This is a genomic window from Parendozoicomonas sp. 2304DJ65-17, from assembly GCF_058148445.1.
This window is the reverse complement of sequence record NZ_JBYVJV010000008.1, coordinates 116538-142491: the sequence shown is the minus strand read 5'-3', so window position 1 is coordinate 142491 and position 25954 is coordinate 116538. Positions and strand designations below refer to the sequence as shown.

Annotated in this window: 22 protein-coding genes; 6 read left to right on the top strand and 16 right to left on the bottom strand. The window is 48.1% G+C overall.

Annotated elements, in window-relative coordinates:
• The 5 genes from ACY2RR_RS18565 (at position 1) to ACY2RR_RS18545 (ending at position 4025) form a co-directional block, all read left to right on the top strand.
• Positions 1-627: a DUF6931 family protein gene (locus ACY2RR_RS18565; RefSeq protein WP_490109669.1), complete on the top strand. Its 627-nt coding sequence runs from the start codon at positions 1-3 to the stop codon at positions 625-627.
• A 33-nt stretch (positions 628-660) separates the two neighbouring features.
• A complete protein-coding gene (locus tag ACY2RR_RS18560) occupies positions 661-954 on the top strand; it encodes a PAAR domain-containing protein (RefSeq protein ID WP_490109668.1) in 294 nt (97 codons plus the stop codon).
• 74 nt (positions 955-1028) lie between these two features.
• The gene (locus ACY2RR_RS18555) at positions 1029-1445 is read left to right on the top strand and encodes a DUF6795 domain-containing protein (protein WP_490109667.1); all 417 of its coding nucleotides are present in this window, start codon (positions 1029-1031) and stop codon (positions 1443-1445) included.
• Positions 1446-1458: 13 nt separating this feature from the next.
• Positions 1459-2628 (top strand): lipase family protein, encoded by a 1170-nt coding sequence (locus tag ACY2RR_RS18550; RefSeq protein ID WP_490109666.1) that lies wholly within the window; start codon positions 1459-1461, stop codon positions 2626-2628.
• Between the two features lie 89 nt (positions 2629-2717).
• Complete coding sequence (locus tag ACY2RR_RS18545) at positions 2718-4025, top strand: DKNYY domain-containing protein (RefSeq protein ID WP_490109665.1); 1308 nt, start codon at positions 2718-2720, stop codon at positions 4023-4025.
• A 23-nt stretch (positions 4026-4048) separates the two neighbouring features.
• On the opposite strand, the gene ACY2RR_RS18540 is transcribed toward ACY2RR_RS18545, so the two are convergent.
• Both ACY2RR_RS18540 and tssH read right to left on the bottom strand, forming a co-directional pair.
• A complete protein-coding gene (locus ACY2RR_RS18540) occupies positions 4049-4867 on the bottom strand; it encodes a hypothetical protein (RefSeq protein WP_490109664.1) in 819 nt (272 codons plus the stop codon).
• Between the two features lie 18 nt (positions 4868-4885).
• Positions 4886-7585, bottom strand: coding sequence for a type VI secretion system ATPase TssH (tssH, locus tag ACY2RR_RS18535; protein ID WP_490109663.1), 2700 nt, complete (start codon positions 7583-7585; stop codon positions 4886-4888).
• Positions 7586-7847: 262 nt separating this feature from the next.
• Between tssH and ACY2RR_RS18530 the strand changes: the two genes are divergently transcribed.
• Positions 7848-8450 carry a hypothetical protein gene (locus ACY2RR_RS18530; protein ID WP_490109662.1) on the top strand — a complete coding sequence of 201 codons (603 nt, stop codon included), beginning with the start codon at positions 7848-7850 and terminating at the stop codon, positions 8448-8450.
• Positions 8451-8515: 65 nt separating this feature from the next.
• On the opposite strand, the gene ACY2RR_RS18525 is transcribed toward ACY2RR_RS18530, so the two are convergent.
• The 14 genes from ACY2RR_RS18525 to tssK all read right to left on the bottom strand — a co-directional run bounded on the left by ACY2RR_RS18525 (position 8516) and on the right by tssK (position 25872).
• Positions 8516-8761: a hypothetical protein gene (locus tag ACY2RR_RS18525; RefSeq protein ID WP_490109661.1), complete on the bottom strand. Its 246-nt coding sequence runs from the start codon at positions 8759-8761 to the stop codon at positions 8516-8518.
• Positions 8762-8791: 30 nt separating this feature from the next.
• Positions 8792-9916 (bottom strand): type VI secretion system baseplate subunit TssG, encoded by a 1125-nt coding sequence (gene tssG / locus ACY2RR_RS18520; protein WP_490109660.1) that lies wholly within the window; start codon positions 9914-9916, stop codon positions 8792-8794.
• 22 nt (positions 9917-9938) lie between these two features.
• Positions 9939-11771, bottom strand: coding sequence for a type VI secretion system baseplate subunit TssF (gene tssF, locus ACY2RR_RS18515; protein ID WP_490109659.1), 1833 nt, complete (start codon positions 11769-11771; stop codon positions 9939-9941).
• Positions 11772-11813: 42 nt separating this feature from the next.
• Positions 11814-12260 carry a type VI secretion system baseplate subunit TssE gene (tssE, locus tag ACY2RR_RS18510; protein ID WP_490109658.1) on the bottom strand — a complete coding sequence of 149 codons (447 nt, stop codon included), beginning with the start codon at positions 12258-12260 and terminating at the stop codon, positions 11814-11816.
• A 74-nt stretch (positions 12261-12334) separates the two neighbouring features.
• Positions 12335-13105 carry a hypothetical protein gene (locus tag ACY2RR_RS18505; RefSeq protein ID WP_490109657.1) on the bottom strand — a complete coding sequence of 257 codons (771 nt, stop codon included), beginning with the start codon at positions 13103-13105 and terminating at the stop codon, positions 12335-12337.
• 17 nt (positions 13106-13122) lie between these two features.
• A complete protein-coding gene (locus ACY2RR_RS18500; RefSeq protein WP_490109656.1) occupies positions 13123-14343 on the bottom strand; it encodes a hypothetical protein in 1221 nt (406 codons plus the stop codon).
• A gap of 32 nt (positions 14344-14375) precedes the next feature.
• A complete protein-coding gene (gene tssC, locus ACY2RR_RS18495; protein WP_490109655.1) occupies positions 14376-15884 on the bottom strand; it encodes a type VI secretion system contractile sheath large subunit in 1509 nt (502 codons plus the stop codon).
• A 98-nt stretch (positions 15885-15982) separates the two neighbouring features.
• Positions 15983-17476 carry a type VI secretion system contractile sheath large subunit gene (tssC, locus tag ACY2RR_RS18490; protein ID WP_490109654.1) on the bottom strand — a complete coding sequence of 498 codons (1494 nt, stop codon included), beginning with the start codon at positions 17474-17476 and terminating at the stop codon, positions 15983-15985.
• The gene (tssB, locus tag ACY2RR_RS18485) at positions 17476-17994 is read right to left on the bottom strand and encodes a type VI secretion system contractile sheath small subunit (protein WP_490109653.1); all 519 of its coding nucleotides are present in this window, start codon (positions 17992-17994) and stop codon (positions 17476-17478) included. The genes tssC (ACY2RR_RS18490) and tssB overlap by 1 nt, the downstream gene beginning before the upstream one ends.
• Before the next feature lie 76 nt (positions 17995-18070).
• Complete coding sequence (tssA, locus tag ACY2RR_RS18480) at positions 18071-19369, bottom strand: type VI secretion system protein TssA (RefSeq protein ID WP_490109652.1); 1299 nt, start codon at positions 19367-19369, stop codon at positions 18071-18073.
• Between the two features lie 59 nt (positions 19370-19428).
• Positions 19429-20157 (bottom strand): type VI secretion system-associated protein TagF, encoded by a 729-nt coding sequence (gene tagF, locus ACY2RR_RS18475; RefSeq protein ID WP_490109651.1) that lies wholly within the window; start codon positions 20155-20157, stop codon positions 19429-19431.
• A 10-nt stretch (positions 20158-20167) separates the two neighbouring features.
• The gene (gene tssM / locus ACY2RR_RS18470; protein WP_490109650.1) at positions 20168-23677 is read right to left on the bottom strand and encodes a type VI secretion system membrane subunit TssM; all 3510 of its coding nucleotides are present in this window, start codon (positions 23675-23677) and stop codon (positions 20168-20170) included.
• 25 nt (positions 23678-23702) lie between these two features.
• Positions 23703-24518: a type IVB secretion system protein IcmH/DotU gene (icmH, locus tag ACY2RR_RS18465; protein ID WP_490109649.1), complete on the bottom strand. Its 816-nt coding sequence runs from the start codon at positions 24516-24518 to the stop codon at positions 23703-23705.
• A gap of 19 nt (positions 24519-24537) precedes the next feature.
• Positions 24538-25872, bottom strand: coding sequence for a type VI secretion system baseplate subunit TssK (gene tssK, locus ACY2RR_RS18460; RefSeq protein ID WP_490109648.1), 1335 nt, complete (start codon positions 25870-25872; stop codon positions 24538-24540).
• Positions 25873-25954: the final 82 nt, after the last annotated feature.

Below are 25954 nucleotides of genomic sequence, written 5' to 3'. Positions count from 1 at the left end.
ATGAGCAATCTTGTAAAACTCAATGCCAACAGGGCTTCCCAAGTAACCAGCCGTTATGAGCTGGATGAAGAGCTGGAATCTTTACTGGCCCCGGAAATGACACCGGAAGATTTTATCCGCGTGCTCATTGAACAAAACCAATTTCTTGAATGTGTACGGTTTCTTGCCCACGCCCTGCCAAAGCGTGAAGGCATTTGGTGGGCATGTCTGGCTACCCGTTCTACCCATACTCCAGACACGGAACAACTACGTCTGCAAACACTGAAAGTCACCGAAAGCTGGGTACGCAACCCAACAGAAGAATTACGCAAGCAGGCTGAAAAGCTGGCAGCTTTGGGAAAACACAAAACACCTGACAGCTGGGCGGCAACGGCAGCGTTCTGGAGTATTGGAAGCATTGCCGATGAAGACGCTCCACCTATGCCGGCTCCACCCTACCTTTATGCTCACGCGGTTTCTGGGGCAATTGGCCTGGCGGCTGTTGCTGAGTCTGAAGAAGAGATTAACGAGCGTTACCAGCGTTTTCTCAGCCAGGGGCTGGATTTAGCCTGTGGTGGCAAAGGCATGATTCACGAGGACGTTCTGGCAGCACTTGATACAGCAGAACCAAGTCCGGCGACAGCCTGATAACAAAGATTAAATATTTCAGGGAGAGAAGTTATGGGAATGCCAGCATCACGCATCACTGATATGCATGTATGCCCTGCGACAAACCCCGGTCCGGTTCCCCATGTTGGCGGCCCAGTTGTAGTACCCGGCGGTCCAACTGTGCTTATCTGCAACCTTCCTTCAGCAACAGTGGGCAGCACCTGCGTTTGTGTTGGCCCTCCAGATAGCATTGCTTCAGGCAGTGGCACGGTGATGATCTGCGGCAAGCCTGCAGCACGACTGGGCGACAGTACAGCCCATGGTGGCAAAGTGGTTGCTGGCGCACCAACTGTGCTTATAGGTTAGTTATGCAAGGCTATCGTTTTTTCCGGCTGTTTTGTTTTGTTTCATTATTCATGCTTTCACCATCAGGAGTAGCTATGTCGATTTTGGATGCAGGAAAAGCCTGCGTTGCCTCTGAATTAAAAGTCACTCTTACTCAAGATGGTGCCCCTGTAAAAAATGCCCAAATCACCCGAAAGGTTGAATGGGATAATGTTGGCGACAAACAGGATTCAGCAACAACTGACCAGAATGGTGCTTTCGAGCTTCCCGCTGTTTATATGCGCTCCGTCACCCGGAGCGTACTGCCATTGGAATTTGTCGCCAAAACACTTTTGCAGGTTGAGGTTAATGGAGAAAAACACAGAGTGTTTTATGCCATTAAACGCTCAGAAGAAGAAAACAACGAATTTGGTGGTGCCCCTGGCGTTTTAAGTTGCGAACTTAACGATCAGGAAGAACTTAAAGAATTTGGCGCCACTCTCATAAAAACACGATGTACATGGAATAATTGAAAAGGAACTCGTTATGTCCACCCTGCCTGCACGTGCTGCCAGCCAGATGGCATCGGATGTTTATCTGGTTAAGAGCGACAATTTAGATCCTTCTACCAACATGGATCTGGAACTCGCCCTTGATCGAAACAAACAATATTTTGACCTGGGAATAGAGAGCAAACTCCAGGGTAAATCCGGTGGTTTAATCATCAATAAAACATCCGGCTTTGGTATTGTTTCGCAGGGTAAAGGCTCTTATGCGCGAGATGCCTTTATTATTCTTCGAGGTACAGCCTCAGGCTATGATGTTCTGACGGATTTGAACGCAGGCTTTTCACGTTCCAACAGCGGCCACACTGTACATTTGGGTTTCAATAAAACCTTTAAAACGATCCAACCGCAGCTGGAGCACTTTTTCGCCCAGCAGCGTACACCTATCAGCACAGTGCATTGTATCGGTCATAGTCTTGGTGGAGCGTTGGCTACTCTGGCAGCAGAATGGGCTATGCAAACCAATCGTGGCGCACAGGTAAATCTATATACATTTGGATGTCCTCGTGTGGGCATGTTCCCTTACGTTAACCACTTTGAAAATAACCCTTCGAGTGGGGGCATTTACCGTGCGTACCACAAGACTGACCCGGTTCCGATGGTGCCTATCTGGCCTTTCATCCATCTTCAGGAAGACGACTCCTACACGCTCCCCAGTCCAGGACATTATATAAGCCCCGAGTACCACAAAATGGTGCAATACATTAACACTATTGGCACCAAAGACTGGGGAACTCTCGAGTCACTTTACCGGGAAAAAATGGAAGACTCCGCCATAGAAAAATGGTTATCTTCCGATAGCTTTGTCAGCCTGACTGCAAACTCTATCCGCTTGTTCAGCTGGGCAATTGGTTATGTGATTCGCAAAGTGTTGAAAGCCGTTGGCATAACCATTCAGACTGTTTTTGGCACAGCAACAACCCTGCTGGATCAGTTAGCGTATATTTTGCACCGTGGATTAAAAGCTGCTGAAACCGTATCTAACTGGGTGGTCAGACTGATAGTGAAAATGGCCAAATCACTGGGCATTGTGATTAAGGAAGGTGTAAGCCTGACACTGCAGATTATTCGTTATGTTCTGCAATCCATGTCAAACCATATCCGTGGTCTTGTGCAAAAGGCTGTGGACTTTATCACCCAAACCACATAATTACTCATAGTAGCTGCGCTGTGTTGTCATCAAATTAAGAGCGTTACGATGACAACATTGTCCCTCAAAAATGCTTAGAAAAAAAACATATGAAGTGGTTACTCATTGCTTTAGTTATCCTGTCATTACCAGTTTTAACGGGAATGATACTGTTCACACTTGCGAATTCACCCTCTACGAATGGTGTGACGGCTTTCAACAAAGAAATCAGCAAGCAATACTACTTTGATGACACCTCAGTTTATTTTGTCAGTGGAGGTAATTTCTTTGAGCTAGGAAAACAGAAATTACCTTCTGCAGACATTAAGTCTTTCCAAGTACTATCTCGCTATTACGCTAAAGATCAAAACCATGCCTACTACAATGGTGAGATAATTAGCGATGCTGACGCACTTACTTTTGAAGCAAAGTCTGTTCAAAACTCGGAAAGCATTTTTGCAGTAGATAAAGGCTCTGTTTTCTTTGGGGGCAAAATTCTAGCCCGCGCTACTCCTTCATCATTTGAGGCCATTGGCGGAGGTTATGGCAAAGATGAGAGCTTCTTTTTCTATTACGACGAAGTTATTGCTAACACCAGCAGTACATTCCAGTTTTTAGACTCACAATGGGAAGCTTCCTATCTATCCATTGAGGGAAAAATCTATCGACGAGGCAAATTGGTCCCTGAAGCTCAAAGTGAAGGTTTTGTGATGCTCGATAATGGATTTTTCAAAGACAGCCAACATGTATTTAATGAAGATGGAATAATTCCTGAGGCAAACGCAGAAACATTTGAAACAATAAACTCCTGGAACCAAAAAGATCGTAACAAAGTTTACTACCAAGGCTCCCCACTGCCATTTGGTAACCCAGAAACTGCAAAAAAAATTGATGACCACTATTGGATAGATGATAAACATGTCTATATTGGCGGTACCCTCATAGAGGGGTTAAATCCCATGTGGTTTACTGTTTCTGATGTTTCAAGATACGGGGGCTATAGCTTTCAGGAAGTAAAGCTCTCTGAGAATAGAATTACTTTCATCAAACGAAAAAAACTAAAGTGGATCACAGAAGCCTACTTCATCTACAAAAATAAAATTTATCACCACGTACAAGGCCACTTACAAGCATCTTCTATTGAGGACTACAAAACAGTGAGCAAGAAACCTGATGCCTGGTATCTAGAGTCAAAAGGTCGTATTTATTATGGAAATATAGAAATTCCCGGTGCAGACCCCGTTAGCTTTTCCTTATTTAAAGAAGATGAACGCTATAGCAAAGATACCAATGCAGTCTATTGGACTGGTCACCCCATTGAAGGCGCAGACCCGAGGTCGTTTGTTATAGAAAAAGGCGTTTACCCTGAGCAGAGAGAAGATGGCAAATATCGTATGCCAGCACTAGCCCTCCATTGAGGGCTTAACGCTTTTTGAAAAGCCTAGAACGATAGATCATCATCGATATCAATTATGTTTGACTTATTGCCAGATATAAGGCTTACGTTTTTCACTTGGTTTTTATCTGTCGCAATAATCAAATGCCTTTCAGGCCGTGAGCGCGAATGGCGATTCATCATATCGATCATATCTTCACAATAAAAATCCTGACAGATATCAGAGCGTAACGGCGGCGCCAGCTGGCAGCCATCATCAGCCTGATAGAGGCACCCTTTCTCGACAGATTGTTCCGGAATCTGTTCAAGGTACATACTCAACAGCTGTTCTTTCGAAACCTTTTGCTCTTCCAGCGCCCTTTTAAGAGTAACGCGCTGGAGAAAGGCATGATGCTCTCGCCCCTGTAGACAGCAGTAACCACGACATGTTGCGCACCCCGTTACGAGTTGGTCCCCAAGGTGAGGAACAACTGGAGCAATCAAAGGTTCCCGATACACATCTTCAGTTTTGTAGTCTTCCAGAGTGTCCAGAATATTCTGCAGATGATCAGTTAATGCCTGTTTTGCCTCATCGCTAACAGGCACAACATCATAAGGATTGAAAGGTAGCTGCGAAACAGCCAGCTCATCAGGGTCAAACCCACCCTTGGACGCCTGCTCAAGAACAAGCTTGCGGACTTCGGCACGACAAGCCGCTTCATCTTCTTCGCGCTTCTTATCCTGAACAGCAATCAGATCTTTCTGGCTGGAAGCTCTACAGGCGATATCACCACAGAAGTCCCGTGTTGCCGGAATGTGTACTGCAAGCGGCTGCTTGCAGTACTTACATTGCCGACCCTGCTGACCAATTATTGATTGACTCATCCAGTCAGCCTCAGACCGTTAATCCAGCTGGTACTCAAAAGCTCCATCTTCAGAAGCTTCAATATGTACCTTATTAACCGGTTGATCTTCCGCCATACGGGCCAGGCAAGCCCCTGCCAGTTCTGGCAGCAGTGAGCGGGTCAGAATATTCTCGATGTTACGCGCTCCGGTATCGGACTCCTGGCAGCGAGCCACAATATGAAGCAGTACATCGTCATCATAAGAGAAGCTGGCACCGTAATGCTCCTTCACCCGCTTCTCTATCCGTCGCATATTAATCGCACAGATCTTCATCAGGTTCTCATCATCCAGCGGATAATAAGAAATAAGATTGGTACGGCCGAGGAATGCTGGCTTAAAGTGCTTCAACAGCTGCGGGCGGATATTATCCAGCAATACTTCAGGTTCAGGCTTTTCTTCCACCTGACTCATAATTGCACGAATGGCATCTTCCCCAGCATTTGAGGTCATGATGATCACGCAATTCTTAAAATCGATATCTCGACCTTCACCATCTTTTATGGTGCCCTTATCGAACAAGCTGTAGAAAATATCCTGTACCCCGGGGTGAGCCTTCTCCATTTCATCAAGAAGAATAATGGAGTGTGGCTTACGGCGGGCAGCCTCAGTCAGAACACCACCTTCGCCATAGCCCACATATCCGGGAGGAGAACCGAGCAGCATGGAAACCTTATGCTCTTCCTTAAACTCAGACATATTAATAACGGTCAGATTCTGCTCACCACCATACAGCTCATCTGCAAGTGTCAATGCTGTTTCTGTTTTACCAACACCACTGGTTCCCACAAACAGGAACACACCAACAGGTTTGCGAGGGTCCGTCAGGCCGGCACGTGAGGTTTGAACAGCCTGAGCAACAGCTTCCAAGGCATGGTCCTGACCAATAACCCGACGCTTCATGCGGTCTGCCAGCTCACGGATGGCATTAATTTCATCGCTGACCATTTTGCCAACGGGAATACCTGTCCAGTTAGCGACAACTTCCGCAACAGCCTGTTGATCAACACAGGCCTGCATCAATGGCTGCTCACCCTGAATATCCTGCAGTTCACTGGTTAATGACTGCAGCTGCTCACGAAGTTCTGGCAGCTGATCTTTAAATGGCAACTCAGACTGGCCATCAGCAGCGCCTTCTTCACTTTCAGCCGATTCTTCAGACGCAGCATCCTGAAGGAAACTGGCATCAATTTTTTCGCGAATATCTCGAATCTGGCCAATCAGCTCCTGCTCTCTTTGCCACTGGGATTGCAAAGATTCCAGTAATTGCTCGGCTTCTGCCTTTTCTTCATTAAGAGTTATCAGTCGTTCACCATGGCCTTCATCGGCAGCATGTTCACGCTCTAGCATTGCCAGCGTAGTTTCAGCAGTTTGAATGCGACGCTGAGTATCTTCAATTGCACCTGGGGTGGAAGAAAGACTCAGAGCTACGCGAGCACAGGCCGTATCCAGCAGGCTGACAGATTTATCCGGCAACTGACGACCAGGAATATAGCGGTGGGATAGCTTTACAGAAGCTTCGATGGCTTCATCAAGAATACGAACCTTATGGTGAGACTGAAGTGATGCAGAAATACCGCGCATCATATTGATGGCTTTCTCTTCATCAGGCTCTTCCACTTTCACTACCTGAAAGCGACGGGTCAGTGCGGGATCGCGTTCAAAGTATTTTTTATATTCTGCCCAGGTTGTTGCTGCAATGGTGCGCATTTCCCCACGGGCCAGAGCTGGTTTGAGCAGGTTCGCCGCATCCCCCTGCCCTTCCTTACCCCCAGCACCAATCATGGTGTGGGCTTCATCAATAAACATAATGATTGGCGTTGGGGATGCCTTCACTTCTTCAATCACCGACTTAAGGCGGTTTTCAAATTCACCCTTAACACTTGCGCCAGCCTGCAGCAAACCAAGATCCAGGGTTCGAACAACAACACCTTTCAGCGGGTCTGGCACATCGTCACTGGCAATACGCAAAGCAAAGCCTTCAACAACAGCCGTTTTACCAACACCAGCCTCACCAGTAAGAATTGGGTTGTTCTGGCGGCGACGCAGCAGAATATCAATACACTGGCGAATCTCTTCATCACGGCCAAGTACCGGATCAATTTCACCGTTAGCGGCACGCTCTGTGAGGTTTACAGTATATTTATCAAGAGAAGGGGTCTTGGTAGCTTTTGCCGCCGGCTGAGACTCTCCAGATTCAGCAACCGAAGTAGTTGCTGCAGACTCAGCGGTTGTTCCTACACGAGCACGTGCTGTTTCTCGAACAGACTCAGGAGCTAACTCCCTTAATGCAGAACAGCCTTCTAACAATTGGCGACGAAGCTGGTCATCCAAAAGAATCGCAGCCAGCAAATGTCCTGATGTGATTTGATTGTGGCCACAATCAACAGAGGCAATCATCCACGCATTCTTTGAAGCTTCAACAATGGATGGAGACAGAGCCGCAGGGCGACTGCTGCCACTTTTAAATTTGGCAATTGATTCAGCTAATTGTTTAGCCAGAGTTGAAGGATTGATTTCGTGGAGTTCAAGCAAGCTGTAGAAATCGGTATCACTGCGGTCGAGGAGTTTTAAAAACCAGTGCTCAAGTTCAACATTGTATTGATTATGAGCCAGACAAAGCCCTGCAGCTCCTTCAAGCGCATCCCGCAATGTGGGCGACATTTTGTCGACTAGAGCTTTTAGATTCAGGTTGATCATATTTCTCTCTTCCCTGTTTTATTCTTTTCTGCTTCTCGCAGGTTTTTCACTTCTTTGTTGCGCTCAAGCATACCAGCAGGCAGAAGACGCTTGTAGGGGTATATATGTGACAATTCCAATTTTTCAAATATTAACCACACACTACAAATGGTTGTAACTTCTGAGAAGAAATTTATTATTAGCTTAAATGGAAAACATAATAATTATTACAATTTCCTGACAACACTAATAACACGCCGATTAATCGCTGGGAGCAGCCGACATGTCTATAAACGTAGAAACCGTACGAGGCATTCTCGAAGGTGGAGGTAAGGTTGCCTTCTTTAATAACCAGATGTCGAGCACCATGTGTGAGTCGGTTCCGAAAAAACCTGCCGCGTATGGTGTATATGATAATTTCCGTATGGCTAAAGCCGTTATTGGAGACAACATCATCACGATGACTGGTGCTAAATCCAATGATACAACTGCAAACGCCATTAAAATTGAATACGATGACAACTTTGCCTGCTGCGGCAGTATTGGTGCTCCCAGTTTTATTTATTCTGATGGCTTTGGTGGCTGCGAGTTTCATTTGTACCGCGGCCCTTTAAATTACATTCACGCTGTTCACGCATCTCGGGCGAGTAAAAAACTGGCAGACCCAACCGACTACTTCACAAAACGTGGCGGCACTCGTATTTATCGCTGGAACAGCCAGGGAGCTATTCCAGATGAACTTTTGATGAAATACTGCACCGGAGCAGTACTGGCCATTGTTAATAGAAACCAGATTGATGTTTTTGCGTTAGCGATCAGAGACCAGGTAGTCCACAGAGTTCTTCAACATGACACTGTGCAAATTAATGCTGCAATTCCCGCCTGATATCCGAGAAGAGTACTTGATCTGACAATTGTTTTTGAAAAACAGCTGCCAGATCAAGTATGCATTTACTTAAGTTTGCGTCGCCAGCGCTTACAGTCATTATCAGAAAACTTTTCCTGAAGATCTTCCCTGGCTCTATACCACTTATCCATCTCTTTGGCTTTACCACCTCGCTTTCTCAGCTCGGTGTACTCTTCAATCTTATCTTTCCACTTCTGACATTGTGCCAGTTCTTTATTGATCTTGCTGGCCCCATAACTGAAACCAGCCACTAAATATAGGGCCGAGGCAATCAACACTGCTTTTATCATAACAATCCCTGTATCCCATAGAGTCTTTCCTTAGCCGGGCACAGAAACAGTAATCAATCGTTCCTCGTTTCCATCATTTTCAAGCCGACTATTAAAACCCAGCATAGGATAATAATCCGGCCTTTGGTCAAGTTGCAGTGGTGGTAACTCTCGCTCTTTAACTCTGACATGGATTTCAAAATCCAGCTCCGTACCAGCCACCAGGCGAACAAGAGAGCGGATAGCTTCAAGCCGGCGGGTACCAGGCAAAAATGTCATATAGAGCTTATAACTCATCGGCTCTAATACAACACGAAACCGGCTTTGAATCTGCCAGCTTTCATCACCCAGTACTGCATTCTGCCCCAGGATATTATTGACACCCCGATTGCGATTCACATCTCCGGGAAGCTGCGTGCGCAGATCCTCAGGTATCTGGTACCACTCACCAATAAACTGCTCTATATCAGCCTTCAGGCCAAAATGATGCAGAATGGCACTTTTCAAGGCACTGGCAGAGCGAACATTACGCCCCAGCAAGCCGCCTAATCCTGCGGCCACATCATCAGGCAGTTTCATGCGATTCTGTACATGGTTGGTACCAAGGCCAACCAGAGATTTCATCGCCAGGCTGTAAATATCATTATCTGTGCTGGGCTCAAGGGCATCTGCCTCAAGACGCTTCTGGCGCTCAAAATGAACCGGTAATTGGTACTTCTGCCAGGCACGATAAAACAGGGAGAGGGTTCGGTGATGAAAGATATCGAGAAAATCTCTTAGTCCTCGATTTTTAGCCTTCAACTCTTTCAGCACAGTCTCAGTCATAGGCTGGGGAAGAACACCCTGACTGCCGGTCAGCCCCATAAAGGTCACTTCCATCAGCCATTGGTGGCGACTGTCGGGATCAACGACCTCTTCCTGCTCCTGAATTTTTAACCGGGAAATATCGGAAGCTGAAAACGACAAACTCTGAGAGGCAACAAACCTCACCAGCTCTCTGTGAGGTGGTGCCAATTCAGCAACAGGCTGATCGGCAAACTTTTCTTCCTTGGCTCTCTCTGTCTGACTGACTGCCTCAAGCAGGCGCACAGCCTGAAAAAAATCAAACTTCTGCGGTTTGGTGCGCAGTTTGTTAACTACTGAATTCTTACTGTTGAGAGGCTTTGCCTGTTTCATAACATGATCCTGTAAAGCGCACTCACAACAAAGCCTTTTCACCGGCACGTGGCGGCCAGCGTTTAAACTCACCGTCTTTGCCACTCAACCGCACAATCAGCCGCACAAACGAGTTAATGCTACAGTACACCCCTAAAAAGCGTTCAATGACAGAACTGAACAACAAGGGGCTGGTTCCGGTCAGCATCATGGAGTCCAGCTCCAGTTCAACCTCCGTTCCCCGACAAAGCACCACCGTATTATCAATGGGTATTGGTGCGGTAATGGTTCGGGTATCCATATCCCTCAAAGATTCAATCAAGTTTCGTGTACTTGCTGAATCCTTGAAATTATAAAGTCGCATAATCTCTTTAAAGGCTTCACAGGAATCCGTGCCACGACTTAAAGACAGGAAGTTCAGATTCAAATGTGAGATCAAACGCCAGTAAGCGCCATCTTTCAAAGGAGCACGTACCACAGCGGTTGGTGGAACCACACAACTAATTCGTTCTGTAGGAGCATCGCCATCCACTATTCCGAACCGAGGCTGACCGCCCCCCGTTGGCAACTTTTTAGGATAGTTCCTGTTCGTGCACTGGGTATCAAGATGCAGAACACTGTTGCCACTGAGATAAGGATTAAATTCCAGATCCACCAGCCGAATATCCACTTCACTGGCCTGCTCGTTAAAGTGCTCACCTTCCACTGTTTCACGACGACGAGTCATCCAGAAGGCTGTTTGACCGGCTTCAGCCTGGTGATGCTGATAACTGTAGAAAGGTGTGAACTCCCGAATCTTTCCTGAACTGTCGCTACAAGTGACTTTTTCAACAGACCAGACTTCCAGTTCATCACGGCGGCGTATATCACCAATAACCGGATACTCATAACGGGTATGATCAAGGGTTACCGGTTCCGCTCGCTGCGGGAAAAGGTTTACGGCAGGGGCACAGCCAAGGGCAAACATTTTGGCAGACAACTGGTGCTCTAATTCCTCACTACCTTCCTCAAGATAGATATAGAGATGAAAACCCTGGGATTCATTGCCAGCCAGCGGTTTGTTTAAGCCATCAATATCAATAAACAAAAACTTTTCTGGAAAAACAAAATACTCCGTCAGTAAGCGGTACCCCAAAAATGCATTATCGGGGTAGGGAATAATGCCCTCATCTTCTTCAAAACCAACCGCTCGAATAGCATCAATATCCAGGAACTGAGGGTGTGGATCATCTTCACCTCGGGCAACAACAAGCTTCACAGCTTTTGTCAGCAGCAAATCATAAAGCGGGTAAACATGCTGTGGCTGACCACGCAGGAAAAAGCGCGTTGTTTCACTTACTACATCGCCAATAGCTGCCTCTTCTGCCAGCGTGCCAAACTCCAGTTTAAGAACGGCATTGGCATCAGTGATTTTGTTGGAAGCAGGCGCAACAAACGGACGAGGCATCAGGCTGGCATTATTGACAGATATGGCGGGAACGGTTGCATCATAGCGGGTAGTAAAACGACACCCGGCACCAGACACTTGTTCAGTATCAAGCATTGTTCCGGCAGGTACGGTTGCAGGTGCATCAAGCAGCTCTTCCGGTTCAAACTGCACCACGGTCATGGAAGGAATTGGACGAAGGTAATGCGGATATAAAGTTTCCAGCATTGCTTCCGTCATTTCCGGAAACTCATCATCCAGCTTCTGCTGAATACGAGCATTCAGGTAAGCAAAACCGGACAGCAGTTGAGACACCAGAGGGTCGCCCACGGTATCCGCATCCAGTTGCAGTGAGCTGGCCACGGAAGGATGACGGCGGGCAAACTCACCAGCAGACTGCTGAATAAATGCCAGTTCCTTTTCGTACAGCGGTAGCAGCTTTTCACTCATTGTTATTATTCCCTGTTACGTATAAGGGCTACGCTGGCAGCGTTACCGCATTTCCAGAACATCAACCGACTGGGTTACCGGGTCCAGAGCCGAATCAAAAATCAAAAGCTCCTGCGCAGGATTGGCGTGCAAAACAGCTTCCATCCGAAAACGGATGGTTGGATCTTCCGGATCAACACCCTGCTTACTCTCCACCCGTACAGATTTAATACGGGGCTCATAATGGCGAATCGTTTCTTCAACCTGGCGACAAAACTGATTCAGAGCTTCTGAAGAGTTCAGATTAATCGTAGAAAGATCCGGTAAACCGTAATTTGGCAATCCTTTCTTAACTTCCTGAAACTCATCCGCAGGAGACACACAACGAAAGCGTGTGTTCATCAGGTGTTCAAGATCCCGGCGCACGCTTTCCCGCAGTTGCCGTAATTGAAGATGATTGGCTCTTACATTGCTTTCGTGCTGGAGCAAACGGTCCAGCACTGGAGCCATTAGTTTTTTTTCGTTTTTGTTGTACATAACGTTTGGGCGATATCAAACAGTAGACTCTGAAGAAGCAGTCCAAACTACTCTTCGTTAAACTCATAATCAGGCCTCCAAACAACTGGAGGTCTCTGGTCAAGCTTTTGTTCAGGCCAATGACTCTCTGCACTTTGCATCGCTTGTAACCCATCTTCTGAATGCTTTACTTCAAAGCCATTCATCACATTTACAATAAAATCGTTATAGAAGGGATACAAATTGGCTTTTGGAACATTTTCACTACAAGGAAAGTAGACAAAAAGGACATGGTTTGAAGATACAGGTGTAAACCAGACCACCGTATAACTTTTATGCCCAAAGTCACAATCAAGCTTCTTCTGAACGAAATTCCCCCACCGATTTCCCTTTATGGTTATTTCTTTCCAGTCAATGAAAGTCTCGATTGGACCAAGTGAATAACCTGATGTTTTACCCGCTGTGCGCTCTTGACTCTCAACGACTAGACTACCTAATTCCAGAAAATTCATGGCACTTGTTTCGGGCTGGTACTCTACGACATTAATCGAGAAATGAATTCTGCCCACTTCCTTTTGCAACACAGGAAAACCACCAACTGACCAAGCTGTATCAAAGCAACTTATATATGGAAGTTCACCCGTTCTTTCCTTCCTATTTATATACTCGCTCTTATCATATAGGTTGTATTCAGCCTTAAATTCCGACTGTTCTCCCCATAACGCCGAATACCGAGGAAGCGTGAAGCATAACTTTGTACCTGAAAGAGTGATCTCCCGTGCCAAACCTTTCGATAGGTTCGGCATTTTAGGGTTATCAATACTGTGAAATAATGGCAACTGTATACCTCAATCAATTAGCTGGCTTTCTTTAGGCGCGACATAACATCATTTAAAACATCTGCAGCACCCTCTAGAACCTTCTGATTTCCTCGACTTGAGTTTGAAGCAGCTATGCCCAACCAAGTCGCTCCCCAGCCAACAGTCCCAGCAGTTACCGCTTCTGGAATTGCATAAGAGCTAAGAAGAGTCATACCAATACGGCTTATAACATTATTCCCAATATGCCCCATAGTAACCCCTCGATTGCCATTTTCGCCCTGCTCTCTAAGCTGCCGTAGGGAGACATGTGTTTCGCTTGCAAAATTGCCAGTAAGCCATGTCTGCTCAAGGCTAAGATTATTTATAAGTGGGGGGTTGGGTCCGAGCTGCATACCAGATTTTTTACGGTATTTATCTACAACGCTCAAGTTCATTGTTGGATTGGCATAAAAGACACTCTGCTTCGCAAACTTTGACTTCATATCAGCGGTTAGTTGTCCATCTGTGACATTCTTTAAAGCACGCTTAAACAGTGCATGACCTTTCTCGTGGACAGTCCACTTCAGCTCTTTCCCTTTGTCAGCCTGCTGAACCATGAAAGCACTCAGTTTTTCAGCTGCCTGAGTTCCTTTACCAACTGAGTCCGCAACTTGCCTCATATCTGAGGCAAGATGATCATGACTAGGATTGTAAAACAAATTATAACCAGAGGATTTTAGGGAACTGAGAGTTGTTTCTGGCTTATGTCCTCTTTCAATAAACGCGGGCATCATAGCTGCAGCATGGTTTATATCATCACAATAACCGTTGATAGCAACATGATCACAAGATGCTGTTTTTTTTCTCTTAGGGTCAACTGACCACTCACCATTTCGATCTTGTACATCGTATAATCCAGCAGCCAACCTTTTACCCTTGAAACGGTGCCTTGTATCAATTTTTATATCTGTAATAAAAGTTCGCCCATTATCAATGTGGTATGCTATAGAGCCACCCTCTAGTTCAAGAGAGTGTTCTTGCACTTTAAATTTGCTTACTTGGCTTCTGACCCACCCATGGCGATTATGCAGACTATTTATCTGTGTCTGAAAATACAGGCTGTTGTAGTCACTCTTTGATTGCTTCTCTAAACGCTTGAAGTCAGCATACTCTGCATTCCTCGCGTATACAGGCATTCCCTGGCGCTCACTTGTGATAGCTTTCCAAATATCGCCATTGTATTCAATTGAACCGTTTGGCAATCTACGCGCACTCATAACTAACTCCTTGTTGTATCTGAAATGGCGGGCTACTTCATCCCTGCCAGCTCAGTGGTTAATCTCAACTCCGACACCAGATGGTCGGCGCTGTAATGCGGTCTCAAATAAATAGTGCTGAAATAAGCACCGGCTGAACCGGGCTGTTCCCGCACATCTACTCTTGCGCCCCGTAACGGATAACGGGCCAGCATTTCCCATTTCAGGTCATCTCGCCCGGACACATATTGATTCAGCCACTCCTGCAGAAAACGTTCGCAGTCTTTGGCGGTGATAAATTGCCCTACCTTGTCCCGAATCATTACTTTGATGTAATGGGCAAAACGGGAGGCTGAGAGCACCTGTTGCAACATGGCACTGATCCGAGCATTGGCGGTGGCAGATTTATCTTTAAATTTTTTCGCTTTATGAAGTGATGGGCAGCTATGAAAAGCAGCAAATGGAGTATCGTGACAGTGACAAAGGCTCATCAGACCTTGATCTGACAACTCCCTTTCTACGCTGTCTGTCATCAGCACCGGTGTAAGAATTTTGTTTGCTACATCCATACTATCAGTTGGGTAATCCTGCGGCAGCCATGATGTTACCAAGCCACCACCATAATAATCTCTGGGCACTCCGCGGATATGAGCAAACCATCCAGCTTCACCAAATTCACGAATCAAAACACTACCAAAGGCATAGCAGGCATTGCCCCATAAATAGTCAGAACCATCAGGGCTACTGGTGTCTTCTATAAAATTCAGCCCAGCCTGAGATTTTTCCGGGTAAGGTTTGCGAATTAAAAAACCGGGTAAAGTGATCGCCAGAAAACGACTGTCATCACTCTCTCTTAAAGAACGCCAGCGCAGATATTCTTTCTGCTGAAACAGTTGGTCGTAATCAAGAGGATGCCCCAGACTTTCAAAATCATCCAAACCAAATAGCTGGGGAGCCGCACTGCAGATAAAAGGAGCAAAAGAAGCGGCAGCGATCTGGGAAAGCCCTTGCAGGGTATAAACGTCATCGTACGGATGGCCACTGTAAGGTTTATGGGAAACCTGATAATCCCCCAATAACACGCCATAGGGCTGGCCACCCGCCATATCAAACTCTTCGCTGTAGATCAGTCGAAACAGTCGGCTCTGCATAGCATCAGGAGAGCGCTCGATATCTTTAGTCACTTCACGCCAGCTGATATCCAGCATACGTACTTGCGTCATACTGAAGTGGCCTGCCAGATCAACCAGCCCCCACAATCCGCGCCAGCTGCTTTCCAGCTGCTGAAATTTCGAATGATGAAGGATTTCGTTTACCTGCTCATTAATCTGCTGATCAATAGCAGCAATCTCAGCATTGAGGTGATTTTTAAGATCTGAAATAGAGTCGTGAGCAACAGCTCCCCGACTTATACGCTGAAACCAGAGAGCCAGTGCACGACCATCGTCTGGTTCATAAAGGAATTGACGTAAGGCAGTAGCCTGATCAACAGGTGCAGCAGCTTTAAAAACAACATCAACCCGCATGCTGTCTTCCTGCCCCAAAATCAGATCATCCTGCACAACCGTGTCCTTACGCTGAAAACTATAAAGTGAGTAAATACTTCTGTTGCCTGTGTGAACAGCTCACACAGACAACAGAAAGCCAAATTGCTAAACCATCAGCTTGGAGAAGGAATATTGGCTACCATCCGCAGGGAGGTAGTCAGTTCTTCCATCTGTAGCCAAGGGCGCAGGTAAGCAACGGCACTGTAGGAACCTGGCGCACCAGGGTTTTCCTTCACTTCTACACGAGCAGCAGCCAGCGGATAGCGGGCCTTCATCTCTGCAGATGCATCGGGGTTACCGTTGGTGTACTGGGCAATCCACTTGTTCAGCCAGATCTCAGCATCCTTGGCTTCCATAAAGGAACCAATCTTGTCCCGCGCCATAACCTTGAGGTAATGAGCGATACGGGCCGTGGCCATGATGTAAGGCATACGGGCAGAGATAGATGCGTTCGCAGTTGCATCAGGGTTGTCGTAAACCTTGGGCTTTTGGGCAGTCTGCGCGCCGAAGAAGACGGAGTAATCAGTATTCTTGTAGTGACACAGTGGCAGGAAGCCCTGGCCGCTGAGTTCTGCTTCACGACGGTCGGTAATACCGATTTCGGTTGGGCACTTCTGGTCAGTGTCGCCATCGTCACTCTTGAAGATATGGCTTGGCAGACCTTCCACTTTACCGCCACCTTCAGCACCACGAATGGCCGTACACCAGCCTGTTTCTGCGAAAGACTTGGTCAGGGTTGTACCCATAACATAAGCAGCATTCATCCAGGAGTACTTGTCGTGGGCAACGTCCAGCGCCATGCCGCTTTCATCCAGAGGGAACTCTTCGTAGTTGAAGGCTTCAACCGGCTTGGAAGCTGCACCATAAGGCAGACGGGACAGTGCCTTTGGCATAACCAGGTTTACAAAACGGGCATCTTCACTGTCGCGGAAGCTACGCCATTTGATGTATTCCTGAGACTCAAAGATCTTGGCCAGGTCACGAGGCTTGGACAGCTCGGTAAAATCGTCAAAGCCAAACATCTCTGGGCCAGCCGCAGCCACAAATGGGCAGAAACCAGCGGCAGATACGTTAGACATCATGCTCAGCAGATCAATATCTTCCGGATGGTTGGAGAACTCATAGTCACCAATCATGCAGGCATAGGGTTCACCACCAGCAATACCGAACTCTTCCTCGTAAACCTTCTTGAAGATCTGGCTCTGGTCAAATTCAACCGCCTTATCCAGATCCTTGAACAGTTCACGCTTGCTGATATTCAGCATACGGATTTTCAGGTTAGTGCTGGTTTCGCTGTTCATCACCATATGGTTCAGACCACGCCAAGAACCTTCCAGCTTCTGGAACTTATCCGCATGCATGATCGCAGCCAGCTGCTTGGAAATCGCACGATCAATCGCATCAACCGCAGAGTTAATGGTCTTGGTCAGGTTGCGATCCCAGGAAACCGTGCCCTGCATAGCCTGCTTGGTCAGGTTCTCCAGCAGGTCTTTAGCCTCATCTGGCTCAGTCTGCTTGGTTGCACCAATAGCCTGATCCAGCAGGCTGGTAGACACTTCCGATGTAACAACGCCTTCTTCTAACGCAGTATCTGTTTCAGTACTCATCAGGCGTCTTCTCCTTCGTCGGTCTTGATACCCAGGTCTTCAGAAACCTTGGCAATCTGGTCGGTGTTTTTCAGAATGGATTCCAGAACTTCTTCCAGCTCTTCAGAACGGTCAGCCTTACTCAACAGGTCGCGCAGCTTGTTACGGGCAGCCAGCAGCTCTTTCAGAGGCTTAACCTGATCAACAATGCTCTCTGGCTCAAAGTCATCCATGTTGTTGAAGTCCAGCTCAACAGACATTTCGCTGTCGTCATCAGCCAGGGTGTTCTCAACTTTCATTTCCAGTTTGGGATTAATCTTGCCCATCACCTGGTTGAAGTTGTCCCGGTCAATCTGAACGAACTTACGTTCTTTCACAGACTTTTTGGCTTTAGTGTTATCACCGGAATAATCACCCATCACACCGGCAACAAATGGCAGCTCTTTAACAACTTCTGCGCCATTGGTTTCCACATCATAAGTAATGTGAACGCGGGGCTTACGCACCCGCTTGAGTTTGTCGTGAATGCTGTCGGACATTGTCGTCTCCCTGTCGTTTGTCTTCAGTCTCGAAACTGAGGTTTGTTATTACTCGAACTCTTCACTTCTTCTTGTCTTACCAGCCCACATCTTCGGTGGCTGGCTCGGATGGTTGTCCCCAGCCATCATCGGCTGCGGGCTCTTCACTTTCTTCCTGCACAGCACTTGCAGGAGCTGCTGCGGCAACAGGTGTGGGCGGCGGAACATACTGCGCTGTAGAACTGCCATCCATAGCTACACCGGTCAGCTGGCTGAAAATGCCCCGCGCTGTTTCTTCCGGCATCAGCTCCATCATCAGTTCTGCGACGGTCATACGTCCCCAGCGCACCAAACGATCAATGCCGTCTGCAATCGGAGTATGTGGCTCATAGGTACGGAAGTATTTACTGACCTCTTCCAGCTGTTTAAGCGCCTGCTCTCTATCAACAATCGGTCCGGCCATCATCCCTGCCCCGCCCTGAATCACCGCTCTGGTAACTGTTTGTTCACCACCAAACCCTGCTTCTTCCGTATTTCCTTCGAACTCCTGTTCTGCAACTTCTTCCGGAGCATTCTGGGCTTCAGCACGTTCAATAATGTCCTGACACAGGAAGCGTACTGAGCGCAGCACTTCATCCAGTAGCGCCGTGATCTGGCTGCTTGGTGGTGCGTCGTGAGAACAGTGCTCATACAAAGCATCATTGAGTGCTTTGTATTCACTGTTACAGGTTTCCAGGTCTTCAATCAGGTCGAGATAAAACTGGTCACCGGTAGTGGAAATGGTCTGTTGCACATCATCCAGAGAGTTACCCAGCGTCTCATAGCGTTCGGCACGCTTCTCTTCCTCAGGAATCTTGCTGGCGTCATACACCTGCTGATATTCAAAGAAGCTAAACTCGCCCTTGTTACCCTCTGCGGTAATCGGGCAGTTACGAATCGGTGCCAGCAAGGTTCCTTCTGCGCCATCACCATTCAGGCCAGTGATAGGAGCCACTTTGGTTTCCAGACCATCCTCGTCAGGTTCGGGGTACAGTCCGTCCCAAAAGTTGTCCACCAGCCCACGCAGAACTGACAGGCCATCGCGGAGTCCTGCAAATCCATGCAGGCGGACCGCGGCTTCTATCATCCAGCCTGCGATTTCCAGATCTTTGCTGGTGTTACCTAGAATCTGTTCGCCTTTCTCCAGTACCGGCTTCCATTGGGCCAGTGCTTCGGCACGGATATCCGCATCAAACAAGCCGGTGCGCTCTGTTGCCCGGGCGGTATTACGGGCATCTTTAATGGTGTAGTAGTCCGATGTCGGCGAACGATCTTCCCGAATATCGCTACCCTGGGGCGTATCGTCGGAGATAGGCTCCAGTATTTTTTCGACATCTATAACTTGTGGTGATGGCATATCGACGTCAGTCCCTTGTTCTTTTTTGTTTCTTATTCGTTATCTGTTGGCATCAATATTCAGAGTGGGCTGTCCCACTCATTGGCCTGCCACTGGCCGTTAAGCATCGCGGCAAAGCTGCGGGGCTCAGGCAAACCTTTTTTAAACAGCAGCATTGGCGGCATACTCGCCGACCCGGCACAACTCCAAAGGCTGAAACTCTCACTCTGCAGGCTGAACCCTGCATCTACCATTCGAGCCCAGGCATTACCCTGATCTGCTGGCTGGGCAACACCGTGAATCAGTGAGTTGCGGGTAAAACCAGCTCGAACAACCGGCTGAATGGCCTCACTGGCTTTGCCGATACGCTCAGCCACATCATCTGCAGTCAGGCTTTCCTGCAAGGCCTGCAGAGCAACCTGTTCCCAGTGAGCAAACAAATCATCATTGTCTGCCAGAAAGCTGGCTGGCTGTTCGCCACCAGCTAATGGAATAGCGATGGTCACCGGAAAATATCGCCCGACCCGATCAACACTGGGAACCAGAATGCCAGCCCAGGCTTTGCTATCGATCACCCCTTCTGTCAAAACAAAACGCCAGATTGGGCTGGTCAGATACATATTGAGCCAGGCTTCGCCGCACTGCTCCCGGCTGGCCGAAACCGATTGCTGCAACCATTGGTCCCAGCTGTTGATGAACGACACCGGCAGACCACGATCAATAAAGTCACCATGGGCTGGCAGTTTTCCGTAAAAGCCACTGGTTCTTTTGGCAGCTGTTGCAACAGGTGCGGGTTGAGAGACAATCATTTATTGCCTCCTACAACTTTGATGACAGCTTGTACTGTCTTATCAAAGACTGCTTGAATGGGTTCACACTGCTGTTAGCTATCAACCGGAATCGTGCTTCCCTGCCCCTTTCGTTGAAAGTGACCTGATACTCACGAGGGTCACTAGTGGCATTCAGCTTGGAAGCATCCAGCAAACGGAACCATGCCCAGTCCCCTTCAAACTGTTTACGGTTGACTGTTTCATTCAAATCTTCGAAAACAATACGAGCCCGTGAATTATCTGAAGAATCCCAGTTAAATTTCTTCATCACTTTGGGGCCATGGGAATAGTTCAAACGCTGGTCGCCAAGTTCCAGTGAGAACAGGCGGATATCAGAATCCAGTTTCGACGGCTGCAACTGGAAACCAACCTGCAGATCACTGCCACCTTTAAAGAATGACTGACGAATCTGAGTTGCGCGCTTGAGCTGTTTCAAACTGCTTCCGGAAACTGCCAACCCACGCCCATCCAGCTTTTTAGTGCGCCAGGTACGGGTACTAACGAAAGGTTTCAGGTAATCAGCAAAGAACTGAGCTTCTACACCACCAGGCTGGAAGAAACGGTTGAAGTCCTGCAGAGGCGCTTCACTGTCAGCATTATCTGACAGGGGATAACGACCAGACAGGCTGCGCTTGTAAACCGAATACACCTGTTCATTCCAGCTGTTATTCACATAGCGACGTGTTTCACTCAGCAGCAGGCTCCAGCTGTAATCGGCCATTTCATTCAGCCAGGTTTTCACTGGTTCTGGGGACTGAGCTGCCTTGATGCGCACACGTTTGATCACATCATTACCGCCCCCCTGGAATCTGGCTCTGGCAACCTTGAAAGCCTGTTCGCCGGGATCAGGGGCATGAGCCACTTCCCCAAGGAAATCATGCAGTTCACGCACAACAGCCAAAGTATCCTGCAGCTGCGGAGACTGAACATTGCGGGTTTTCAGCAGGCCCTGAATATCCTGAAACTCCAGATCCACAATGGTAGGTTTGCGGGTTTTAGCGAGAAGTTTTCCTGCAGCTTCGGCTCCAGGAATGGCATTGCCAGCTTCTGGAACAGCCAGTTCTGGGGTGAGTTCTGTATTCTCAGCTATCGCTTCCAATACACCCTGCAGTGGTGAATACACAGGGTCGGCCATTACTTTCAGGCTGGCGGTTGCATCGGTCAGGCTCTTGAAAGGTTTGATATGGAAGCGATCAATAAACCCTTTCCAGTATTGCCCGTATTCTGTCAGGTAAATTTTACGAATCTGGTCAGCAATCTTCTGCCGATCAGCTTCACTAAAATCTTCACCTTCTGTTTGTCCGTACAACCAGCGATCCTTCTCAAGATCAGTCAGCAATGGGGAATTGGCACTGTAATCAGCCTGCTCATAAGCGGTACGGGTAAACAATGCCGGAGTGACAAACGTGGCATTATCAGAACTGATACCAAACACCTTTTCAGTATCACCACCAATCACACCATAAGTATCAACATCGCCACGTAACTCTGGGTCGTTCTTTAACTGACCATACAGGCGCAACGGTACTGGAATACTGCGAATCTGCTGACGGGCGCGGGCTATCAGGCGCTCATCGGCAACCTGCTCACCAAATTCAAGCGCTAACAAACGTTCCAGATGATTATTCAACTGCTCCTGTTTAGACGCCTGACCAGTCAGCTCTTCCTGCCAGTGGAGTTTGGCCCACTGTTTGATAGTCGAAGCATCCCGACGTTCAGGGTTCACAATCATCAGATAAACACGAAGCAGCTCAATCACTTTGCCATCACTGCCACCACCAAAACGCAATTGCTCTTCAACAGTGCGCTGGAGTGTTGGCAGGAAGACTGAAACAAGCTTGTCGTCGTACAAAGTATTTGCTGACTTATCAACAGCGCTGTCGTAGAGGCCAAGAGATGTTAGCCAGGGGTGTTCTTCCAGATCATAAACAGTACTGGCCGCTTTCAAAGAATTCAAAGCTGGCAGCGCATCTTCCGGAGAGCTTTTGCCACTGAGATAGGTTGAGTCTTCTTTAAAGCGGTTAAGGTTGTCGTTCACCTCACCAATCAACTGCTTGTTTTTACCGACACTGGCACCCCACACAGTCAGCGTTCCGGCAGTCACCAGAAACAGGCTGGCAAGCGTGGCACGGCGAGCCCAGAGAATAGTGGATTCAAAGCGGCGGTTAACGCCCACCAGTTCAGATTCCGGGAAAATCACATCTTTCAGAAGGCGGCTGATAAAGAAACTCTTGCCACTGTTCATCTGTTGCTTGCCAAGCTCCCTTGGCAAACCAAAGCTGGCAGACACCGATGCCATCATTCGGTCAATCGGCGTACCTTCCTGGGTACCACTGGTCAGATACACGCCGCGCAACAATGGACTGGCATGATACTGGTTATCACTGAAAGCCTGTTTCAAGAAATCAGAAACAATATCCTGCAGACTACTCATACGAGATGGAAAACCCTGCAACAGAGAGCGACGCTCAACATCACGTTCCTGGTGAACCAATCGCAGTACGCGATTATTCAAGCGCTCAATCAGTGACTTGTATTCATCATCAAAGCGGCTGACATCAACACGCCCACGCCCTTCTTTGTCCATCGCATTGACGGGGAGTTCAAAAGTCATCCCCCATACCTGCTCGCGCTCGGCTTGAGAAAGGCTGGCAAAGAATTCACTGAAACCGGCTATCAAATCGGTTTTGGTGAACATCAGATAAACCGGGAATTCAATACCCAGTCTTTCACGCAGCTCATCAAGTCGGGCTCGAATGACTTTGGCGTGCTGATGCCTTTGCTCTTCCGTCTGCAGCATCAAATCCTGCAGGCTAATGGCGACCATCGCACCATTTATTGGGCGACGGCGGCGGTATTTTTTCAGAAGATCAAGAAAACCTGTCCAGGCGGCATTATCAACAACCCGATGACTGTCCTGGGTGGTATAACGGCCGGAGGTATCAATCAGCACGGCTTCATTGGTGAACCACCAGTCACAGTGGCGGGTTCCGCCAATTCCGCCAAGAGCAGCTTTGCCATGGCTGCTGGCCAGAGGAAAGTCCAGACCGGAATTCACCAGTGCCGTAGTTTTCCCAGAGCCTGGCGGGCCAATAATCACATACCAAGGCAGTTGATAGAGCGATTTATTGCGACCGGAAACATTAAAACGCGACTTTTTCAGAACCGTCATCGCTTCACGAAAACGATCTGAAAGAGCATTCATCTCTTCCTGAGTGCGATCATCTTCAGGGTCTGCAGTTTCAGTACTGGCAGACTGAATACCTTCCAGTAATTCATTATTCTGGCTGCGTTCCCGCAGCATCACTACCAACCGCCAGATAACCCAAGTAAAGGTCATCACCAGAATAATAATACCGCGAGTGGCATAGCTCAGGGTTGTACCGTCAGCCCCAAAGCGTACATATTCGGCACCAAACCAGACCACAATGCTCAGGGCCAGCAAACCTATAATTCCAATTACCCAGGGGTTACCCAGAAACGTCATTACCCGTTTCATACTTCACTCCATGAAAAAGCTGTCATTACCCTTGCACATCTTTGCTGGCGATCAGTTGCTGCATCGCGTCAATCACCGGTTCATTACCCTGAAACAACCAGACAGAAAATCCGGCATACGCTGCTACCAGAACAGCCAGAGTCACAGCGCCATAAACCCAGAGCGGAACAAACTGCATCAGCCCTTTGCCTTTACGCCCTGAGCCCTGCCAGTGAGGGGAAAGTTCGTTATCGGTGTAATCACGATGGGACTGAATAGTTCTGTAGAGATTGTCCCGTACAGTTTCCAACTGGGCGTGGCCGTTAGCTGCCAGTTTGAACTTCCCTTCAAAACCAAGACTCAGGCAGATATAGAACAACTCGAGAATATCCAGATTGAGGCTGGCAGTTTCCTGAAGCCGCTGCAGAATAGCGAAACACTTTTCACCACCAAATGTTTCACGGTGAAAGGTACTGAGCAATGAACGCTGGCTCCAGCCAGAACGAGCGCCCCAGGGAGTGTTCATCACTGTTTCATCCAATACAGTGCACATCAGGTAGCGGGCTGCAGCTGTCTGTTCCGGGCGAACACCCTGCACAGTCAGAGTCTGATCAAACTTCTGAATTTCCCGGGTCATCAGCTGATGAAGCTGGGGAGCCTGATTGTATTCTGTAGTGGTACGTAGCTTGATAATCAGTGCCAGCAATGTGGACGCTGCATTAACAACCGGGTTAAGGGCATTGTGTACCCGATATTCCATAACCTGAGCTTGAGGAGCCGCCGCAGGCTGCATCTCCGGAGCTGCAGCAGGTGCTGGCTGATGACTACCTGGAGTTGGAATAATTACTGTTCTGTCGTTCATAGATTCCTTCCTTCAGGGCTCAGTTACGAATGGCCCACAACTCCATATTCAACCCCGGAAACTCAGCCCCCAGATGTACAGCAAAACCACCAGAGTTTTTCATCGACTCCCAGGCTTTGCCGGTACGTTCCAGCTCGAAATAGGCGAACCCGGCGTGATAGGGAATCTGCCGCGGTGCAACGGGGAGAGGACGCAACATAATGCCGGGCATGGAAGCGCTGATCAGTTCCCGAATCACCTCAACCGGAGCAACTTTGGCTTGAGAGGGGAAATTACTGCGCAGAGCATCACCGGGAATATCGGCTTTCACCGCCAGTACAAAGGTTCCGCCAGCAACCAGAGAACGATCGGTAATAGGCGACACATAAATACCAAACTTGCGCTGGGTCAGTTCCATGGCAATGGCAGTTTGTTCAAGCACCATACTCAGGGACTGACGGAGACTGGCAAACAAAGAAGCGAAGACATGGCCCAGGTCGTCCTGACTAAATGCAGGAAACTCTTCGGCCCGTTTTTCTTTACGGGTGAAGGTTGCCAGTTCACCCGCCAGCTGAATCAATGATTTATAAAGTTCAGCGGGATGCAGTTGCTTCTGACGGCGCATCTCTGCAATCAAGGGTTCATTGCGGTTAATCACCTGTAGCAGCAGGTAGTCGGCAATTTCTGCTGATCCTGCCCGGCCACTGTCACACAGTCTGTGACCCAGAGCATTCCCCCGCTGGCGCAGCAATCCGGCGAGCTCTTCCAGATAACCACTGGTCACCGATGACAGCTGGCAATCCAGTAAAGGAGGGATGTAATTGTTATCCAGCTTGGCTGGTTTATCCGGCAGCCGTTCCTGAACCCGGGTAACTCCAAGACAGGCATAACCATTGCGATCTTCAGAAGCCGGCTTCAGAGTGAGAGCCATGGCTCCGGTTTCAATGGAAACCATCTCACTGTTTTCTGAAGCACTGTTACGTACATCACCGCTGACACTGACAAATCGTGCCTGGGTGAGCTCTTCCCCTTGCCGGATGCTTTCACGCACACCAGGGCGACGCAGAGGCAGACAAAGATAAACAATTTCATCACGGGTATTGGCTGCAATATCAATAATTGCAGGTGGCTCTTCGTTGTCTGGAATAGAGAATGGAGTCCCATCAGGAAAAACACCTTCCGCTTCAATGACGGAGATTTTTCCCAGACGCAAAAGTTCCAGATCTAAACGAAGCTTTTTTAATCCCCAGCCATAGGCAAAACAGGCACCTGCCCGCCCCTCAATAAACTGTTCAAGATAGCGTTCCTGCTGCTGGAAATGCTGAGGCCGGAGAAACATCCCCTCCGACCAGATAACCTTGCTCTTGTTCGACATCCACTATCTACCGTAGAAAAGCCCCTGATTTATCGTGAGCGGTGGGGGCACATTCCTCTCACGCCGTTCACCCTGAACAGAT

Coding starts and splice junctions, on each gene's coding strand:
- ACY2RR_RS18565 (WP_490109669.1), top strand. CDS start 1: ATGAGCAATCTTGTAAAACTCAATGCCAACAGGGCTTCCCAAGTAACC.
- ACY2RR_RS18560 (WP_490109668.1), top strand. CDS start 661: ATGGGAATGCCAGCATCACGCATCACTGATATGCATGTATGCCCTGCG.
- ACY2RR_RS18555 (WP_490109667.1), top strand. CDS start 1,029: ATGTCGATTTTGGATGCAGGAAAAGCCTGCGTTGCCTCTGAATTAAAA.
- ACY2RR_RS18550 (WP_490109666.1), top strand. CDS start 1,459: ATGTCCACCCTGCCTGCACGTGCTGCCAGCCAGATGGCATCGGATGTT.
- ACY2RR_RS18545 (WP_490109665.1), top strand. CDS start 2,718: ATGAAGTGGTTACTCATTGCTTTAGTTATCCTGTCATTACCAGTTTTA.
- ACY2RR_RS18540 (WP_490109664.1), bottom strand. CDS start 4,867: ATGAGTCAATCAATAATTGGTCAGCAGGGTCGGCAATGTAAGTACTGC.
- tssH (WP_490109663.1), bottom strand. CDS start 7,585: ATGATCAACCTGAATCTAAAAGCTCTAGTCGACAAAATGTCGCCCACA.
- ACY2RR_RS18530 (WP_490109662.1), top strand. CDS start 7,848: ATGTCTATAAACGTAGAAACCGTACGAGGCATTCTCGAAGGTGGAGGT.
- ACY2RR_RS18525 (WP_490109661.1), bottom strand. CDS start 8,761: ATGATAAAAGCAGTGTTGATTGCCTCGGCCCTATATTTAGTGGCTGGT.
- tssG (WP_490109660.1), bottom strand. CDS start 9,916: ATGAAACAGGCAAAGCCTCTCAACAGTAAGAATTCAGTAGTTAACAAA.
- tssF (WP_490109659.1), bottom strand. CDS start 11,771: ATGAGTGAAAAGCTGCTACCGCTGTACGAAAAGGAACTGGCATTTATT.
- tssE (WP_490109658.1), bottom strand. CDS start 12,260: ATGGCTCCAGTGCTGGACCGTTTGCTCCAGCACGAAAGCAATGTAAGA.
- ACY2RR_RS18500 (WP_490109656.1), bottom strand. CDS start 14,343: ATGAGTGCGCGTAGATTGCCAAACGGTTCAATTGAATACAATGGCGAT.
- tssC (WP_490109654.1), bottom strand. CDS start 17,476: ATGAGTACTGAAACAGATACTGCGTTAGAAGAAGGCGTTGTTACATCG.
- tssB (WP_490109653.1), bottom strand. CDS start 17,994: ATGTCCGACAGCATTCACGACAAACTCAAGCGGGTGCGTAAGCCCCGC.
- tssA (WP_490109652.1), bottom strand. CDS start 19,369: ATGCCATCACCACAAGTTATAGATGTCGAAAAAATACTGGAGCCTATC.
- tagF (WP_490109651.1), bottom strand. CDS start 20,157: ATGATTGTCTCTCAACCCGCACCTGTTGCAACAGCTGCCAAAAGAACC.
- tssM (WP_490109650.1), bottom strand. CDS start 23,677: ATGAAACGGGTAATGACGTTTCTGGGTAACCCCTGGGTAATTGGAATT.
- icmH (WP_490109649.1), bottom strand. CDS start 24,518: ATGAACGACAGAACAGTAATTATTCCAACTCCAGGTAGTCATCAGCCA.
- tssK (WP_490109648.1), bottom strand. CDS start 25,872: ATGTCGAACAAGAGCAAGGTTATCTGGTCGGAGGGGATGTTTCTCCGG.